General features: G+C 69.4%; 13 protein-coding genes. 9 read left to right on the top strand and 4 right to left on the bottom strand.

Translation table 11 applies throughout. The features are described 5' to 3' along the window. The first annotated feature begins 3 nt into the window (after positions 1 to 3). Entirely contained in the window at positions 4 to 1005 is a 1002-nt protein-coding gene (locus CF68_RS27260; protein WP_035825037.1) for an ABC transporter ATP-binding protein, read from the top strand. A gap of 46 nt (positions 1006 to 1051) precedes the next feature. Then, positions 1052 to 2062 (top strand): ABC transporter ATP-binding protein, encoded by a 1011-nt coding sequence (locus CF68_RS27255; protein WP_051591705.1) that lies wholly within the window; start codon positions 1052 to 1054, stop codon positions 2060 to 2062. Between the two features lie 14 nt (positions 2063 to 2076). Here CF68_RS27255 and CF68_RS27250 read toward each other — a convergent pair whose 3' ends face one another. The 3 genes from CF68_RS27250 to CF68_RS27240 form a co-directional block, all read right to left on the bottom strand. Then, complete coding sequence (locus tag CF68_RS27250; RefSeq protein ID WP_035825034.1) at positions 2077 to 3315, bottom strand: TetR/AcrR family transcriptional regulator; 1239 nt, start codon at positions 3313 to 3315, stop codon at positions 2077 to 2079. A 146-nt stretch (positions 3316 to 3461) separates the two neighbouring features. Then, complete coding sequence (locus CF68_RS27245; RefSeq protein ID WP_035825031.1) at positions 3462 to 5045, bottom strand: fatty acid--CoA ligase; 1584 nt, start codon at positions 5043 to 5045, stop codon at positions 3462 to 3464. Between the two features lie 75 nt (positions 5046 to 5120). Continuing rightward, a complete protein-coding gene (locus tag CF68_RS27240; RefSeq protein WP_035825028.1) occupies positions 5121 to 5903 on the bottom strand; it encodes an SDR family NAD(P)-dependent oxidoreductase in 783 nt (260 codons plus the stop codon). Between the two features lie 265 nt (positions 5904 to 6168). On the opposite strand from CF68_RS27240, the gene CF68_RS27235 reads away from it, so the two are divergent. Together CF68_RS27235 and CF68_RS27230 are read left to right on the top strand one after the other, a co-directional pair. Further along, positions 6169 to 8538: a mechanosensitive ion channel family protein gene (locus CF68_RS27235; RefSeq protein WP_035825025.1), complete on the top strand. Its 2370-nt coding sequence runs from the start codon at positions 6169 to 6171 to the stop codon at positions 8536 to 8538. A 383-nt stretch (positions 8539 to 8921) separates the two neighbouring features. Continuing rightward, complete coding sequence (locus tag CF68_RS27230; protein WP_035825023.1) at positions 8922 to 10127, top strand: helix-turn-helix transcriptional regulator; 1206 nt, start codon at positions 8922 to 8924, stop codon at positions 10125 to 10127. Between the two features lie 24 nt (positions 10128 to 10151). Here CF68_RS27230 and CF68_RS27225 read toward each other — a convergent pair whose 3' ends face one another. Continuing rightward, on the bottom strand, positions 10152 to 11042 hold the full coding sequence (locus tag CF68_RS27225) for a LysR family transcriptional regulator (protein WP_035825021.1): 891 nt from the start codon (positions 11040 to 11042) through the stop codon (positions 10152 to 10154). 106 nt (positions 11043 to 11148) lie between these two features. On the opposite strand from CF68_RS27225, the gene CF68_RS27220 reads away from it, so the two are divergent. Genes CF68_RS27220 through CF68_RS27200 form a run of 5 tightly spaced genes read left to right on the top strand, consistent with a single transcriptional unit; the run spans position 11149 to position 16109 of the window. Further along, positions 11149 to 12372, top strand: a complete 1224-nt coding sequence (locus tag CF68_RS27220; RefSeq protein WP_035825019.1) for a CaiB/BaiF CoA-transferase family protein — start codon at positions 11149 to 11151, stop codon at positions 12370 to 12372. Continuing rightward, the gene (locus CF68_RS27215) at positions 12369 to 12830 is read left to right on the top strand and encodes a MaoC family dehydratase N-terminal domain-containing protein (protein ID WP_035825016.1); all 462 of its coding nucleotides are present in this window, start codon (positions 12369 to 12371) and stop codon (positions 12828 to 12830) included. Before CF68_RS27220 ends, CF68_RS27215 begins: the two co-directional genes overlap by 4 nt. A gap of 50 nt (positions 12831 to 12880) precedes the next feature. Next, positions 12881 to 13870: a tripartite tricarboxylate transporter substrate binding protein gene (locus CF68_RS27210; protein WP_035825013.1), complete on the top strand. Its 990-nt coding sequence runs from the start codon at positions 12881 to 12883 to the stop codon at positions 13868 to 13870. Positions 13871 to 13910: 40 nt separating this feature from the next. Further along, positions 13911 to 15071, top strand: coding sequence for an acyl-CoA dehydrogenase family protein (locus tag CF68_RS27205; RefSeq protein WP_035825010.1), 1161 nt, complete (start codon positions 13911 to 13913; stop codon positions 15069 to 15071). A 39-nt stretch (positions 15072 to 15110) separates the two neighbouring features. Continuing rightward, on the top strand, positions 15111 to 16109 hold the full coding sequence (locus CF68_RS27200) for an acyl-CoA dehydrogenase (protein ID WP_035825007.1): 999 nt from the start codon (positions 15111 to 15113) through the stop codon (positions 16107 to 16109). Positions 16110 to 16121: the final 12 nt, after the last annotated feature.

The raw sequence follows: 16121 nt of genomic DNA, 5'->3' as shown, positions 1-16121 counted from the left end.
CGCATGACGCAGCCCATCCTGCAGGTCAGGGACCTCACCACGCGCTTTCGCACCGATCGCGGCGTGGTGACCGCCGTCGACCAGGTCTCGTTCGACGTGGCCCCGGGCGAGACCCTGGCCATCGTCGGCGAATCCGGCTCGGGCAAGAGCGTGACTGCCCTGTCGATACTGGGCCTGATCCCCGCCCCGGGCGGTTCGATCGACACCGGCGAGATCGTGTTCGAGGGCCAGGACTTGCTCAAGCTTGGCCCCCGCGGCATGCGCGCCATCCGCGGCAACCGGATCGCGATGATCTTCCAGGAGCCGATGTCGTCGATGAACCCGGCGCTGACCATCGGCAAGCAGATTGCCGAGCCCATCCACCTGCATCGCGGCCTGCCCTGGAAGACCGCGCTGGGGATTGCCGGCGAGCTGCTCGGCAAGGTCCAGATCCCCGAGCCCCAGAGCCGGCTTTCCGCGTATCCGCACCAGTTCTCGGGCGGCATGCGGCAGCGCGCGATGATTGCCATGGCGCTGGCCTGCGAGCCGCGGCTGATCATCGCCGACGAGCCCACCACCGCGCTCGACGTCACCGTGCAGGCCCAGATCCTGGACCTGCTGAAGGACCTGGCAGAGCGCATGGGCACGGCACTGATCCTGATCACGCATGACCTGGGCGTGGTGGCGCGCTATGCCGACCGGGTCGCCGTGATGTACGGCGGCAGGCTGGTGGAGACTGCCTCCGCCGAGGCCCTGTACCGGCAGCCCGCCCACCCCTACACGCGCGGGCTGATGGCCTCCGTGCCGCGCATTGACGGCGACACCCGGGAGCCGCTGGTTCCCATCGAAGGCCAGCCGCCCGACCTGACCGCGCTGGGCCCGGGCTGCGCCTTCCTGCCGCGCTGCAAGCAGGCGATCGACCAGTGCCGCAGCGCCCGGCCGCCGTTGCGCGGCGTGCCGGATGCGGCCACGCGGCAGCTCTCCGACCAACATTTCAAGGCGTGCTTCCTCCATGAACTCCATTGAAGCGATAGCGGAGCCGGCAACTGGCAACGGCGGTGTGCAGGCCGGCATGCAGCGTGACGTGCGGACCGACGTGCAGAGTGGCGATGAGATCCTGCGCGTCGACGACCTCAAGGTGCATTTCCCGGTTACGCGCGGCGTGCTGCTCAAGCGCCAGATGGGCTCGGTCAGGGCGGTCGACGGCGTGTCGTTCACGCTGCGCCGTGGCGAGACCCTGGGCCTGGTCGGCGAAAGCGGCTGCGGCAAGTCCACCACCGGGCTTGCCATCCTCAAGATGCTGGCCGCCAGCGCCGGACGCATCGCCTTCCGCGGCGACGACCTGGCCAGCTTCACGCGAGCGCAGGAGCAGCAGTTCCGCCGCAGCGTGCAAATGGTCTACCAGGATCCCTTCGGCTCGCTGAACCCGCGCATGAAGGTCAGCGACATCATCAGCGAACCGCTGGAGGTGCATGATTTCCCCGGCGGGCGCAGCGCCCGCCGCGCGCGCGTGGCGGAGTTGCTGGACATGGTCGGGCTGCTGCCCTATATGGCGGACCGCTACCCGCACGAGTTCTCCGGCGGGCAGCGCCAGCGCATCGGCATCGCCCGCGCGCTGGCGCTCGGGCCCAGCGTCATCGTCTGCGATGAGCCGGTGTCGGCGCTCGACGTGTCGATCCAGGCGCAGGTGGTCAACGTGCTGATGTCGCTGCAGCGGCGGCTTGGCCTGTCCTACCTGTTCATCGCGCACGACCTGGCCGTGGTGCGGCATATCAGCGACCGCATCGCGGTGATGTACCTGGGCCGCATCGTCGAGATCGCAAGCCGCGAGGCGCTCTACGCCCGCCCCCGCCATCCCTACACCCAGGCGCTGCTGTCGGCGGTGCCGGTGGCCAGCGTGGAAGGCGAGCGCAGCCGCAAGCGCATCGTGCTGCAGGGCGAGGTGCCGAGCCCGATGAATCCGCCATCGGGATGCCGCTTCCATACCCGCTGCCCAGTGGCGATGGCGCGTTGCCGCAGCGAAGACCCGGCGCTGCAGGCGCAGCCGGATGGCCAGATGGTGGCCTGCCACCTCTACACTTGAGCGTAAGCTAGCGCTCAGGGCTCCGACAGGATCCCCATCAGCAACGGCCGCACGAACAGGTCAGCGGCGTTGTCCGCATGGGCATCGCGCACCCAGCGGGACAACTCCACCGCGGCATTGATCATGCCGTTGACCTGCAGCGCGGCAATGGACTGGTCCAGTGCCCGGATCGAGCCATCCTGCATGCCCAGCACCAGGAAGCGCACGATCCGCGCCGACAGCCGGCTCATGGTCAGCATCTTCTCCTTGCGCATGTCCTCGGGCAGCGCGCCATAGATGGTCAGGCGCAGCAGCGGCCCCTGGCTGGAGAACTGGTATTGCACCAGCGCCCGCGACACCGCGCACAGCTTGTCCCAGCCGGTGCCGGGGCCGTTCTCCACCAGTGTCTGGGTATTGCGGATCACTGCGAACATGCGGTCGACGCAGGCCGAGATCAGGTCGTCCTTGTTCTCGTTGTGGTGATAGAACGCGCCCTTGGTCAGGTTCAGCCGGGCCGAGATGCGGTCGGCCGACGCGCCGCGATAGCCCTGCTCGTTGAGCAGCTCGGTCGCCGCGCGCAGGAACGCCTCCTGCGTGGTCTCGGGCCTGTCCGGCGCCGGCAGCAGCGCGGATACGTCCATCTGCGCATGCCAGCGGGCCGACGGCGCGGCAATGCCGTGCAGCAGCACGTCGACCACGGTTTGCGCCACCTTCGGATAGTCCTCAGGCTCATATCGCTCCACCCACGACATCGCGCCGGTAGCCAGCGACAGCAGCAGGTGGGCGCGCGCGCTCAGCGCACTGCGCTGCGCCGGATCGGCCGGCGGGCGCTCGCGCAGCAGCTGGCGGATGCGGCGGAACATGTCGGTGTAGGCGTCGAATGCGATAGCGGCATGGCTGTCCGGCAGCGCGCGGATCTCGCGAAAATTCATCAGCTCAGGCCGCTCGCCGGTGGCGGTGCGCGCCAGGCGTTCGAAGAACAGCGCGATGAAGGCCCCCGCCCGGTCGCGCGGCGCCGGCTGCTGCTGGGCCGCGCTGGCAATGTCCACCATCTCGCCGATGGCGCGCAGCAGGCACGCCACCACCAGGTCTTCCTTCTTGCGGTAGTAGTACGTGATGCTGTTGGTGCTCAGGCCCACGTCCTCGGCGACATCCGACAAGGTGGTGCCCCGTACGCCCTGGTGGTTGAAGCGCCGCGCGGCGGCGTCCAGGATGGCCTCGCGCTTTTCGACGTAGCGGCGGGTCAGGCGGGCTTGCGCGGGGTCCTTGGACATGGCTGGGGGAAGTTGTCGCGCAATATTGGGGGTGACGTGGTGAGGCGGCACAGTGCCTGCGCGGATTATAGCGGGCGCCCCGCTCCCTGCCCGCCAAAGCAAAAGCCCGCCAGTGACGGCGGGCTCTTGCTTGCTGCTTGCCGGCGTCAGTTCACCCGCCGGATCATCCCTTCCCAGAACGGCTCGCGCAGCTTGCGCCGCAGCAGCTTGCCCGACGGGTTGCGCGGCAGCGCCTCGACAAACTCGATGCTCTTGGGCACCTTGAAGCCCGCCAGCCGCTGGCGCGTCCACGCGATGATGCCGGCCTGGTCCGGCGCCTGCCCCGGCTTGAGCACGACGATGGCCTTGACCGCCTCGCCCCACTTCTCGTCCGGCACGCCGATCACCGCCACGTCGGCCACCTGCGGATGGCCGTAGATCGCGCTTTCGACCTCGGCCGGATAGACGTTCTCGCCGCCGCTGATGATCATGTCCTTGACGCGGTCATGGATGTACAGGTAGCCCTCGGCATCCATGTAGCCCGCATCGCCGGTGCGCAGCCAGCCTTCGGCGTCGATGGTGCGCGCGGTCTCCTCGGGCTGCTTCCAGTAGCCGGCCATGTTGTGCTGCGAGCGCACCACGAGCTCGCCGACCTCGCCGGGCGCGAGCTGGCGGCCTTCATAGTCGACCACCTTGATCTCCACGCCAGGCAGCGGCTTGCCCGCGGCACGCATGCGCGGCACTTCCTCGGTGGTGTGGTCCTCGGGCGGCAGCGCCACGATGGTGCCGGTGGTCTCGGTCATGCCGTACTGCTGCACGAAACCGCAGCCGAACACCTCGATGCCCTCGCGCAGCAGCGCCGCGGGAATCGGCGCGGCGCCGTACAGCAGGTACTTCAGGCGCGAGTAGTCAACCTGGCGCGCACGCGGGTCGCGCAGCACGATCTGCATCGCAGCCGGCACCAGGAACAGCTTGCTGATGCGCTCCTTCTCGATAAAGTCGAGCACCGCGCGCGGATCGAACTCGCGCGCGACCACGCCCTTGGCACCGGACAGCAGGTTGCGCAGGCCCCAGCCGGAGCCGCCGATATGCGCCACCGGCATCGCCACCAGCGAAACATCGTCGGCGACCCAGTGCGACCAGAGCAGGTTCTCGCGCTCGCTGACTTCGGTGCCGATGGTCAGGTTGCGGTGCGTGAGCATCGCGCCCTTGGGCCGGCCCGTTGTGCCGGACGTGTACAGCTGCAGCAGCACGTCATGCGCGGCGGGCTGGTGCGCGGGCGGCGTGTCCGGCTGCGCGTCGCGCCAGCCGGTGTAGCACTGCCAGTCGCCTTGCTCGGCGCACGGCTCCATCACCACCACCTTGCGCACCATCGGCAGCGCGGGCAGCAGGTTCCGGACCATTGCCGCCGATTCCGCCCCGACGAAGAGCACCACGGCATCGCAATGGCCGAGGATGAACTCCACCTCGGGCGGCGCCAGGCGCCAGCTAGCCGGCGTCATCACCGCGCCGATCTTGGACGCGCCAAGCAGCAGCTCGAAATAGTGGTCGCTGTTCTTGCCGATATAGCCAATGCGCTCGCCGACCCCGGCGCCTTCAGCCAGCAGGGCCTGTGCCACGCGATTGGTGTTCCGCTCAAACCCGGCATAGGTGGTCTGCCGGCCTTCGAACGCATACGCCACCGCCTCGGGCCGCAGGCGCGCGAAGTGGCGTACCGCGTGGGGCAGTGTCGTCAGATAGCTGAAGTCCATCCGCGTCTCCTGATTCTGATAGTGGCCGGACCAGCGGTGCGCGGGCCCGGCCACGACGATGTGCTGGCGCTACGCTCAGCGCGGCGCCATGCGGATGGCGCCGTCCAGGCGCACCGACTCGCCGTTGAAATAGCCGTTGCGGCACATCTCGACGGCCAGCGACGCGAACTCTTCCGGCTGCCCCAGGCGCTTGGGGAACGGCACCGAAGCGGCCAGCGCGGCCTTGACGTTCTCTGCCGCGCCCTGCAGCAGCGGCGTATTGAAGATGCCCGGCAGGATGGTGTTGACGCGGATGCCTTCGCCCGCCAGGTCGCGCGCGATCGGCAGCGTCATGCCGACCACGCCGGCCTTCGATGCCGAGTACGCGGCCTGGCCCATCTGGCCGTCCTGCGCCGCCACCGACGCGGTATTGATGATCACGCCGCGCTCGCCGCCGGCGCTGTCCAGCGTCAGCATGCCCGCGGCCGAGCGCGCGATGCAGCGGAAGGTGCCGATCAGGTTGATCTGGATGATGCGCTCGAAGGCATCGGTCGGGAAATGCTTGATCTGGTCCGGCGCTTCCTTGGAACGCGAGGCGGTCTTGATGGCGTTGCCGGTGCCGGCGCAGTTGACCAGGATGCGTTCCTGACCGATGGCGGCGCGCGCCTTGGCAAAGCCGGCCTCGACCTCGGCCTCTGAGGTGACGTTGACCTGGCAGAACACGCCGCCCAGTTCACGCGCCAGCGCTTCGCCCTTCTCCACGTTGAGGTCGAACAGCGCCACGCGCACGCCCTGCGCTGCCAGCGCACGTGCCGTCGCCGCGCCCAGGCCCGAAGCGCCACCCGTCACCACTGCCGATACCGATGCATTGAGTTCCATATCGTCTATCCCTTGTCTCTTGTTCCTGGCCCGGCCGGATCCAGCGCGGCCCCGCGGTTTGATGAAGCCGGCAGGCGCAAGAATCGCCTGTACCGGAGTGGGGTCGAGATTCGTGGATCGGCCGTTGCGACGCATCGTCCGAAGCGACGAATGAGGATGGCGCGTGCCTGCGGCGCGCTCCGGCACCCGGCGCGACCGATGCGCTACAGTGACGCGATCGACGGCCATTCCGGCGCCGCCCGGCACCGGCAACCGACTACGAACCATGCACAAACCCGAATACCACGCCCCCACCCCTGCGCCCCGCTGGCATGCCGCACTGCAGCCGGTGCTGCGTGCGCTCGCCATGCTGGCCGCGCTGTTGACGCTGCTGTGCGCCATCCCGGCGCACGCCGCCCCGGCCGGCTCCCTCGCGGCACTGCTGGGCAAGGCGGAGAAACCCGCGGCGCCGGCCAGCGCACCCGCCGCCAGCGTGCCGCTGGCGCAGTCGCTGGACCAGGTGATCGCCACGCTGCAGAACGACGGCGAGCGGCACGCCCTGGTGGGCCAGCTGCAAACCATGCGCCAGGGGCTGGGTGCCTCCGGGGCCGCGCCCGCCTCCGCCGCGGCAGCCCCGGCCGGCGCCTCCGCGCCCGGCCTGATCGGTGCCGTCGCTGAAGTGCTGGACGAGGTCGATTCCCATCTGCGCGAGGATCGCGGCCCGTGGCAGTTCTGGCGCTGGCGCACGCGCTTCGCGGGCGAGGAATGGCACACCGCGCTCACCCACAACGGCACCCGCACCACGCTGGCCTCGCTGCGTGAATTCGCGCTGGTGCTGGCAGTCTGGGCGGTGAGCGGCGGGGCCTTGTGGGAGATCGGCCACCGCATCCGGCGCCGGCGCGCGCGCAAACCCACGCGCGCCGAGCGCGGCAAGCTGCCCGAGTTGCCATCGTGGGTCGACGTCGGCATCTTCATGCTGCGCCATATCGGGCCCTGGGTGGTGGCATTCGGCCTGACGTTGCTGCTGGCCCAGCAATTGTTTGCCCAATCGCCGGCCAGCGTCGCCGCCGTGCTGGTGGCATATGCGATCGTGGCGGGGGCGATCGCGGCAGCGGTGTGCCAGGTCATCTTCACGCTGTTCCGCAGCGCGCACCGGCAGCTGGCGGTGCGGCAGCTGCTGGCGCACTCACCGTGGCTGCTGTTCTGCACGGGGGCGCTGGCGGCACTGGGCGACGGCGCCACCGACAGCCGCGTGGTCGCCGTGCTCGGCACCAACCTGTGCGCCCTGGTGGCCACCGTGGCCAATATCGCCGCGGCACTGGGCATCGGCGCGTTCGCGCTGTGTTTCCGCCGGCAGATCGGCCAGCTGATCGGCCAGCGGCCGCTGGCCTTCCGCCAGGCCCGCCCGGCCGTGACCGACCTGCTGCGGCTGGCCGGCCAGGCCTGGCACCTGCCGGTGCTGGCGGTGGTGGTGGCATCGGTGGTCGGCACCATCCTGGCCACCGGCAATGCGGATGTGTTCCTGCGCCGCACGGTGGCGTCGGTGACGCTGTTCCTCGCCGGGCTGCTGCTGACGATGGTGGTGGGGCACTCGCCCAAGGCCACCGCGCGCGCGCCGCGCATCCGCGACCGCCGCCGCTCGGCCTACCTGCAGCGCTTCGGGCGCTTTGCGCTGGCGCTGTTGCGCGTGCTGATCTGGGCGGTCTTCATCGAGATGGTGATGCGCGTCTGGGGCACGTCGCTGGTGCGCCTGGCCGAGTCGTCCGCCGCGGGCCGCCATCTCACCGAGACGGTCTTCAGCGTCACCAGCACCGTGCTGCTGGCCTGGCTGGTCTGGCTGCTGATCGACACCGCCATCATGCAATCACTGTCGCCTGCGCACGGGCGCGGCGCGCAGCCCAGCCTGCGGGCCAAGACCATCCTGCCGCTGGTGCGCAACGCTTCGCTCATCGGCCTGCTGGTGATCACGGTGATCGCGGTGCTGGCCAACCTGGGCGTCAATGTGACGCCGCTGCTGGCCGGCGCGGGCGTGGTCGGCCTGGCCATCGGCTTCGGCGCGCAAAGCCTGGTGCAGGACCTGATCACGGGGCTGTTCATCGTGGTCGAGGACTCCATCGCCATCGGCGACTCGATCGAGCTGCCGGACCACGCCGGCGTGGTCGAAGCCATGACCATCCGCACGGTCAGGCTGCGCGACGGCCGCGGCGCACTGCACACGCTGCCGTACAGCCAGATCAAGGCAGTCAAGAACCTGTCGCGCGGCTATGCCTACGCGGTGTTCAACATCGGCATCACCTACCAGAGCGACCTGGACCAGGCGCTGGAGCTGATCCGCACCACCGGCGCCGAACTGGCGCGCGACCATCACTACGCGCGCAACCTGATGTCGGGGCTGGACATCCTGGGGCTGGACCGTTTCGACCCCAACGGGCCGGTGGTGATGGCACAGTTCAAGACCCGGCCGCTGATGCAGGCCGAGATCACGCGCGCCTTCAACGCGCGGCTCAAGCGCAATTTCGACGCCAGCGGCATCCGCATGGCATCGCCGAGCCTGACGATCCAGGTGGGTGGCGGCACGGCGCAGCTGCTGGATCCGGAAATCGCCAATGAAAAAGCCACCCAACGGGCGGCTGATCCGACAATTCAGGGACAGTAGCAACGCGGTTGGCGCGGGCGTTCCTCTTCTGTCAATTAAACCAATGCTGCGATCTTGCTGCGTTGTACCTGTGGCACAAGCGCCAACAGAGTCGTGGCGCATGTGGAACGTCGAGCACTATTTCAGCGCTGAAAATTTCTTTTCTTCTCGGGTATTACTATCGCGCGGCGGTATGATCGCGTCCCTGCCTGCCCTGGCAGGGAGTTACGCCGCGCAATCCGTGTTTTCCCCCCCGACACGGGGGATAAAACAAACAACATTGTTTGGCATGATTGCGTTACGGCGCAGATACAGAACGCCAGAACGGAACCGATAACACAAAAAGATGTAGCCACTTGCCGTGGCGCAGAGCAATAGGCGTTTGCCACCGGGGGGATCTGAACATGGGCGAACACCCGACTACGGACGAGGACTTCCATCGTCTGGTCGACTCAATCTACGAGTCCGCGCTGGACGTTGCGGCCATGCCCGCCGCCCTCGACCTCTTTTCCCGATACACGTGCACAGGCAGCCCGCGTTACCTGATCTGGGACAAGCTTGCCGGCCATGCCCGCCTTGGCGTGACCCCGCACGGCTGCTTCACCAGCGGCGTCAGCATGCCCGACTGGCTGCCCGGACCGCTCGACCTGCCCCATGCGGGCGCTTGCTGCACCCCCAATGACGCCCCCGCGCTGGCCTGCGATGGCACCGCTGCGCTGGCGGCCTCGCACCATGGCAGCATGGCCGATGCGGCCACGGCTGCGCTGGCCTGCAGCGGACTGGAACAAGGCATCCGCCTGATCGAGAACGCCGAGGTTTGCGTGCTGATGAGCGGCACCAGCGCGGGCAGCATCAGCACAGGCCAGCGCGAGCGGCGCCTGGCCCACGTGATGCCGCACTGGGTGCGCGCGGCACGGATGCAGCAGCGCAACTTCGAGCTGAGCGGGCTGGCCAGCCTGGGCCTGGCCGGCCTGGATACGCTGGACTTCGGCGTGATGGTGCTGCAGGCGGACCTGCGCGTGCGCTATGCCAACAGCTGGGCCGAGGCGCTGGTGCAGGCCGACGGCCACCTGTCGCTGCAGGGCGGCGTGCTGCGCGCCCACAGCGACACGCTGCAGGCGGTGCTGCGCAAGCTGCTCGACGGTGCCATGCGTGCCCGCGGCACTGAGGCGGCCTCCGGCTCGTGGATGCACATCACCTCCGGCGGACAGCCGGTGCCGATCATCGTCACGCCGCTGGTGTCGCGCCAGCCGGTGGAGGGCCCGTGGCAATTGCCGGCCGCGATGATGCTGTTCGGCAACTCGGAATCGCGCTCGGTGCTGGATGCCGGCTTGCTGACCTCGCTGTTCGGGCTATCGCGCAAGGAGAGCATTATCGCGACGCGCCTGGCTGCCGGCGAAACCCTCAACGAAATTGCCGAGCGCGAATTTCTTTCGCCCCACACCGTGCGCGTGCATATCCGCGACACGCTGCGCAAGACCGGCACGCATCGCCAGTCAGAGCTGGTGCGGCTGCTGCACCTGCTGCCGGGCGTGAACCTGGAACGCGCCGGCGTGACGCCGCCCGCGCGGCCGCGCACGCCGCGCACGCCACGCACGCGCGCCGCCTGAGGCGCCGCGCCACCTGCCTCCCCGTCAGTTCACCGCCGCCTGCGCCGCCGCCAGGAAGCGCTGCACCTGGCGGTCGCCGTCATCGGGCCGCGCCGCCAGCGCAATGCCGATGCGCCCGGCCCGCCGCGGGCTGGACAATGGCAGGAAGCACACGCGCCGGTTGGCGTAGCGTGCCGCCACGCTTGGCACCAGGGCCACGCCAAGCCCACTCTCGACCAGGCTGACCTGGGTCTGCACCTGCACCGCCTCCTGCGTGACACGCGGCACAAAGCCCGCCTGCTGGCACAGCAGCATTGCCACCGCGTGCAGGTTGGGCACCTGCGCCGCCGGATACATGATGAAGGGCTCGTCCGCGAGCGCGCGCAGCGGGATGGCGCCTGCGCTTGCCAGCGGGCTGTCGGCCGGCACAGCCGCGACAAAGACGTCGTTTTCCAGCGGCGTCAGCGAATAGTTGCCGGTGTCCAGGATCGGGAAGCGCACCAGGCCGGCGTCGATCTGGTGCTTTTCCAGGCGGTCCAGGATCGCGGCGGTGGTGGAGTCATGCAGGATCAGCTCGATGCCAGGATGCGCCGCGCGGAACGCCGGGATCAGCTTGGGCAGCAGCGCGTATGTCGCCGAGCCGATAAAGCCGATGCGCAGCGCGCCGCGCTCGCCCTGCCCCGCGGCAATCGCCGCCGCACGTGCCTGCTGTGCGTGGAACAGCGCACGGCGCGCATCGTGCAGCGCGGCCTCGCCCGCCTGCGTCAGCCGCACCCCGCGCGAGGTGCGCACGAACAGCGCCGTGCCGAGCTGGTCCTCGAGCTTGCGGATGGAAATGGAAAGCGGCGGCTGCGCCATGTGCAGGCGTTCAGCGGCGCGGTGGAAGTTGCCCGTCTCGGCCAGGGCGACGAACTGCTGCAGCTGGCGGAAGTCCATGGCTCGTTAATATCCTGTGAATATCGATTTCTAAAAAACTAATATTAGACCAAGCCTCGCCTGCTGATCTACCCTGTGCCCCACAGTCAACAAGATCGGAGACAACATGCTGCCGCTTGCAGGCATCCGCGTGGTCGACCTGTCCACCGTGGTGATGGGGCCGTATGCCAGCCAGTGGCTGGCCGACCTTGGCGCCGAGGTGATCAAGGTCGAGCCGCCCGAGGGCGATTCCACGCGCCGCACCGGCCCCGCCGCCGAGCCCGGCATGGCGGCCATTTTCCTGGGCGTGAACCGCAGCAAGCGCAGCGTGGTGCTGGACCTGAAGCAGCCGGCCGCGCAGGCCGCGCTGGACCGCGTGCTGGCCGGCGCCGACGTGCTGATGCACAGCATGCGCCCGCAAAAGCTGGCCGCACTGGGGCTGGCGCCCGACGACGTGCGGGCGCGCCACCCTGAGCTGGTCTTTGTCAGCCTGCTCGGCTTTGCCGAGGATGGCCCTTATGGCGGCCGCCCGGCGTACGACGACATCATCCAGGGCCTGTCGGGCAATGCCGCGTTGATGGCGGCGCAAACCGGCGACAGCCGCTACTTCCCCACCATCGCCGCGGACAAGACCAGCGGGCTGGTGGCCGCGCTGTCGGTCTGTGCGGCGCTGGCCGGGCGCGCGCGGCGCAATGCCGATGGCAGCACCGGCCACGGCACGCTGGTCGAAGTGCCGATGTTCGAATCCATGGTTGCCTTCAACCTGGTCGAGCATTTCTACGGCCGCCATTTCGAGCCGCCGCGCGGCCCCAGCGGCTACCCGCGCGTGCTGGCGCCGCTGCGCCGCCCGTACCGCAGCGCCGACGGCTATGTCTGCATGATGCCGTACACCGATGCGCACTGGCGCGACTTCTTCCGCGCCGCCGAGCGCCCCGAGCTGGCCGCCGATGCGCGCTTTGCCGACATCGCGGCACGCACGCGGCATATCGAGACGCTGTACGAGCTCACCGGCGAAATCGTGCAGGGACAGACCACCGCGCACTGGGTTGATCTGTGCGAACGCCTGCAGATCCCGGTGGCGCGCATCAATGAACTCGACGACCTGCCGGCCGATCCGCACCTGGCCGCCACCCGCTTCTTCGAAACCGTCGAAGACCCGGCCATGGGCACGCTGCGTTTTCCAGGCGCGCCGGTGCGCTTCGACAGCCAGCGCGCGCCGCTCGGCATCCCGCCGCGGCTGGGCGAGCACACCGAGGGCGTGCTGGCGCAAGCGGGACTATCCGCAGAAGCGATCGCGCAATTGCAACAAAGCGGTGCCGCACGCTGCGCACCCGCCAAGGAGACACCATGACGCATGCAGAACTACCCCGCCTCGGCCAGGGCTTCTACTGGAAGGACCTGCAGGAAGGCCAGGCGTTCCGCACCTTCGCCCGCACCGTGACCGAGACCGACCTGGTCAACTTCATCTCCGTCACCGGCATGGTCGAGGCCATCTTCATCGAAGCCGGCTATGACGGTGGCGCCATCCAGGGCCGGCCGGTGCCGGCAGCGCTGACCTACACGCTGATCGAGGGCTTCATCCTGCAGACCATGATCCAGGGCACCGGGCTGGCCATGCTGGAACTGACACAACAGATCCACGCGCCCGTGATGGTGGGCGACACCATCCACGCCACCGTGACCGTGACCGGCATCCGCCCCACGTCGCGCAACGGCCGCGCCGTGGTGGATTCGCGCATCGAGGTGTTCAACCAGCGCGGTGAGCAGGTCATGACCTACACCGCGCGCCGGTTGCTGGCGGGACGCTGAACCCATGGCGGCATCCGCCGCGTGGCTGCATGGATGGAGGAGACAAGCACATGAAGGCAAAGACTTTCATCACGACACTGGCTGCCGCGGCAGCCATCGTATTGCCGGCGGTGCTGGCGCAGCCGGCGGCGGCGGCCGATGCCGCCTACCCGTCGCACCCGATCCGCATGGTGGTGCCGTTCCCGCCGGGCGGCCCGACCGACCTGGTGTCGCGCGTGATCGCACGGCGCATGAGCGAGACGCTCGGCCAGCAGGTGCTGGTAGACAACCGGCCCGGCGCCAATGGCAATATCGGCGCGGAGATCGTCGCCAAGGCGCCGGCCGACGGCTATACGGTGCTGTACAACACCTCGTCGATCGCGCTGAGCCCGGCGCTCTACCGCAAGCTCAGCTACGACGTGAAACGCGATTTCGCGCCGGTGGCGCTGACGGCGATGGTGCCGCTGGTGCTGGAGGTCAACGCGCAGCTGCCGGTACAGAACGTGAAAGAGTTCATCCAGTACCTGAAGGCCAACCCCGACAAGCTCACCTACGGCTCGGCCGGCAACGGCAACGTGACGCACCTGGCTGCCTTCATGTTCCTGCAGGCCAACGGTCTGTCGGCGGTGCATGCGCCCTACAAGGGCAGCGCGCCGGCGCTGACCGACCTGGCCAGCGGACAGGTGCAGTTCATGGCCGACACCATCAATTCATCGCTGCCCTTCATCCGCGACAAGCGCATGCGCGCACTGGCCGTCACCAGCACCACGCGCAGCGCCCAGTTGCCGGACGTGCCCACCCTTGCCGAAACCGTGCAGCCGGGCTTCGAGGTCGGCGCCTGGCAGGGCATGATGGTGCCGGCAAAGACACCGGCCGAGATCGTGCGCAAGCTCAATGCCGCCGCCACCAAGGCGCTGGCCCACCCCGAGACGCGCGCGAGCCTGGCCGCGCAGGGTGCGGAGCCGCGCGGATCGACCCCGGAGGCCTACGCCGCCTATCTCAGCACGGAAATGACGCGCTGGCAGAAGGTCGTGAAGGATTCAGGCGCGACGCTGGACTGAGACCACTGCCACCAGCCAATACCAGACACAGGATTTCACCGTGACCGCATTGCTTTCCACCTTCGGCCTGACCTCCCTGCCGCCGCACGCCGTGGCGTTCCGCGGCGAGGTGCGGGCCTTTCTCGATGCACACCTGCCCGCGCTGCCGCCGGAAACGCGCGCGCGCTCGTGGATGGGGTTCGATGCCGCCTTCAGCCGGGCGCTGGCCGCACGCGGCTGGGTCGGCATCACGCTGCCGGCGCAGTTCGGCGGCGCGGGCCTGGACCCGTTTTCGCGCTTCGTGCTGGTGGAAGAACTGCTGGCCTGCGGCGCACCGGTGTCGGCGCACTGGATCGCCGACCGCCAGAGCGGCCCGCTGATCCTGCGCTACGGCAACGACGCGCAGAAGGCGCGCTACCTGCCGGCGATCAGCCGCGGCGAGGCCTTCTTCTGCATCGGCATGAGCGAGCCCAACTCCGGCTCGGACCTGGCCAGCGTGGCCACGCGCGCGGTGCGCCAGGCGGACGGCAGCTGGCGCCTGAACGGCCGCAAGATCTGGACTACCAATGCCGACCGCTGCCACTTCATGATCGCGCTGGTGCGCACCTCGGGCACGCCGCAGGACCGGCAGGCCGGGCTGTCGCAGTTCATCGTCGACCTGCACGCACCGGGCGTCACGGTGCGGCCGATCCACGACCTGGCGGGCGACGCGCACTTCTCCGAAGTCACCTTCGACGACGTGGCGCTGGCCCCGGACGCGCTGGTCGGCCAGGAAGGCAGCGGCTGGGAGCAGGTCAACGCCGAGCTGGCGTTCGAGCGCAGCGGCCCGGAGCGCCTCTACTCCAGCGTGGTGCTGCTCGACACCTGGCTCGACGCCATGCGCCGGCTGCCGCCGGCACGGCGCGACACCGTGACCGCGGGCCGGCTCGCCGGCCACCTGGCGGTGCTGCGCGCCATGTCGCTGGCCGTCACGTCGCGGCTGGCCGCCGGTGAAAGCCCGGTGGTGGAGGCCGCGCTGGTGAAGGACCTGGGCACGACCTTCGAGCAGTCGATTCCCGCGCTGGTGGAAGCCGCGCTAGGTGATGAGCCCGCCCTGGCGGCCGATGGGGCGCTGTACCGCACCCTGGCCTATGTCACGCAGATCGCGCCGTCGTACTCGCTGCGCGGCGGCACCCGCGAAATCCTGCGCGGCATGATCGCGCGCGGACTCGGCCTGCGTTGAATCCGCCCCCGTCGACCGCCATCCTGAACGAGATACCCCATGCATAACGCCTATTCCGACGCCCTCGACGCGCTGCTGCGCGACTGCTGCCCGCCTGCCACCGTGCGCGCGCTGGAACAGCAGGCCGACCCGCAGCCGCTGTGGCAAGCGCTGCTGGAAAGCGGCTTTGCCGATTGCCTGCTGCCCGAATCCGCCGGCGGCGCCGCGCTGCCGCTGCGCGAGCTGGCGCCGGTGCTCCTTGTCACCGGCCGCCACGCCTTGCCGCTGCCGCTGGCGCAGACCATCTTTGCGCGCGCGCTGCTGCAGGCGCATGGCATCGCCCTGCCCGCCGGCCCGGTCGCACTCGCCGGCTTTGAAGACGGCGCCGGCGCGGCGCTGGTGGCCGACGCCCGCCATGCGCAGTGGTTCCTGCTGCAGGACGGCGAGCGCTGCCTGCTGCTGTCGGCGGCCGACGCCCGCGCCGAGGCTACCGGCGCCCATCACGACCTGACGCTGCGCGTGCTGCGCCCTGACGCCGCGGCGCCAGCGGCGTTTTCAATGCCCGCCGGCACCCTGCGCACGCTGGGCGCGTGCCTGCACGCGGCGCAACTGGCCGGAGCGCTGTCGCACGTGCTCGACCTGACGCTGCAGTATGCCAACGACCGCCAGCAGTTCGGGCGCGCCATCGGCAAGTTCCAGGCGATCCAGCACCAGGTCAGCGAGATGGCCGAGCACGTTGCCGCGGCACGCGTGGCCGCACAGCTGGCCTGCGACAGCGGCACCGGCACGCCCGACCGGCTGCGCGCAGCCATCGGCAAGCTGCGCGCCAGCGACGCGGTCACGCCGGTGGCAGCCATCGCCCACGCCGTGCACGGCGCCATCGGGATCACGGAGGAATACGACCTGCAGCTCTATACGCGCCGGCTGCATGCGTGGCGCGTGGCGGACGGGTCGGAGCGCTGGTGGAGCCGGGTGCTGGGCGAGCAGGTGTGCGCCAGCGCCGGCCGCAACGCGGTGGAACTGGTGCGCGAATGGTGCGAGCCCGCGCCCGCCGCCTGAGCGGCGGGGCTT

The sequence above is a fragment of the Cupriavidus sp. SK-4 genome (assembly GCF_000611125.1).
Classification (GTDB): Bacteria; Pseudomonadota; Gammaproteobacteria; order Burkholderiales; family Burkholderiaceae; genus Cupriavidus; species Cupriavidus necator.
This window is presented reverse-complemented; position numbering and strand designations above follow the sequence as displayed.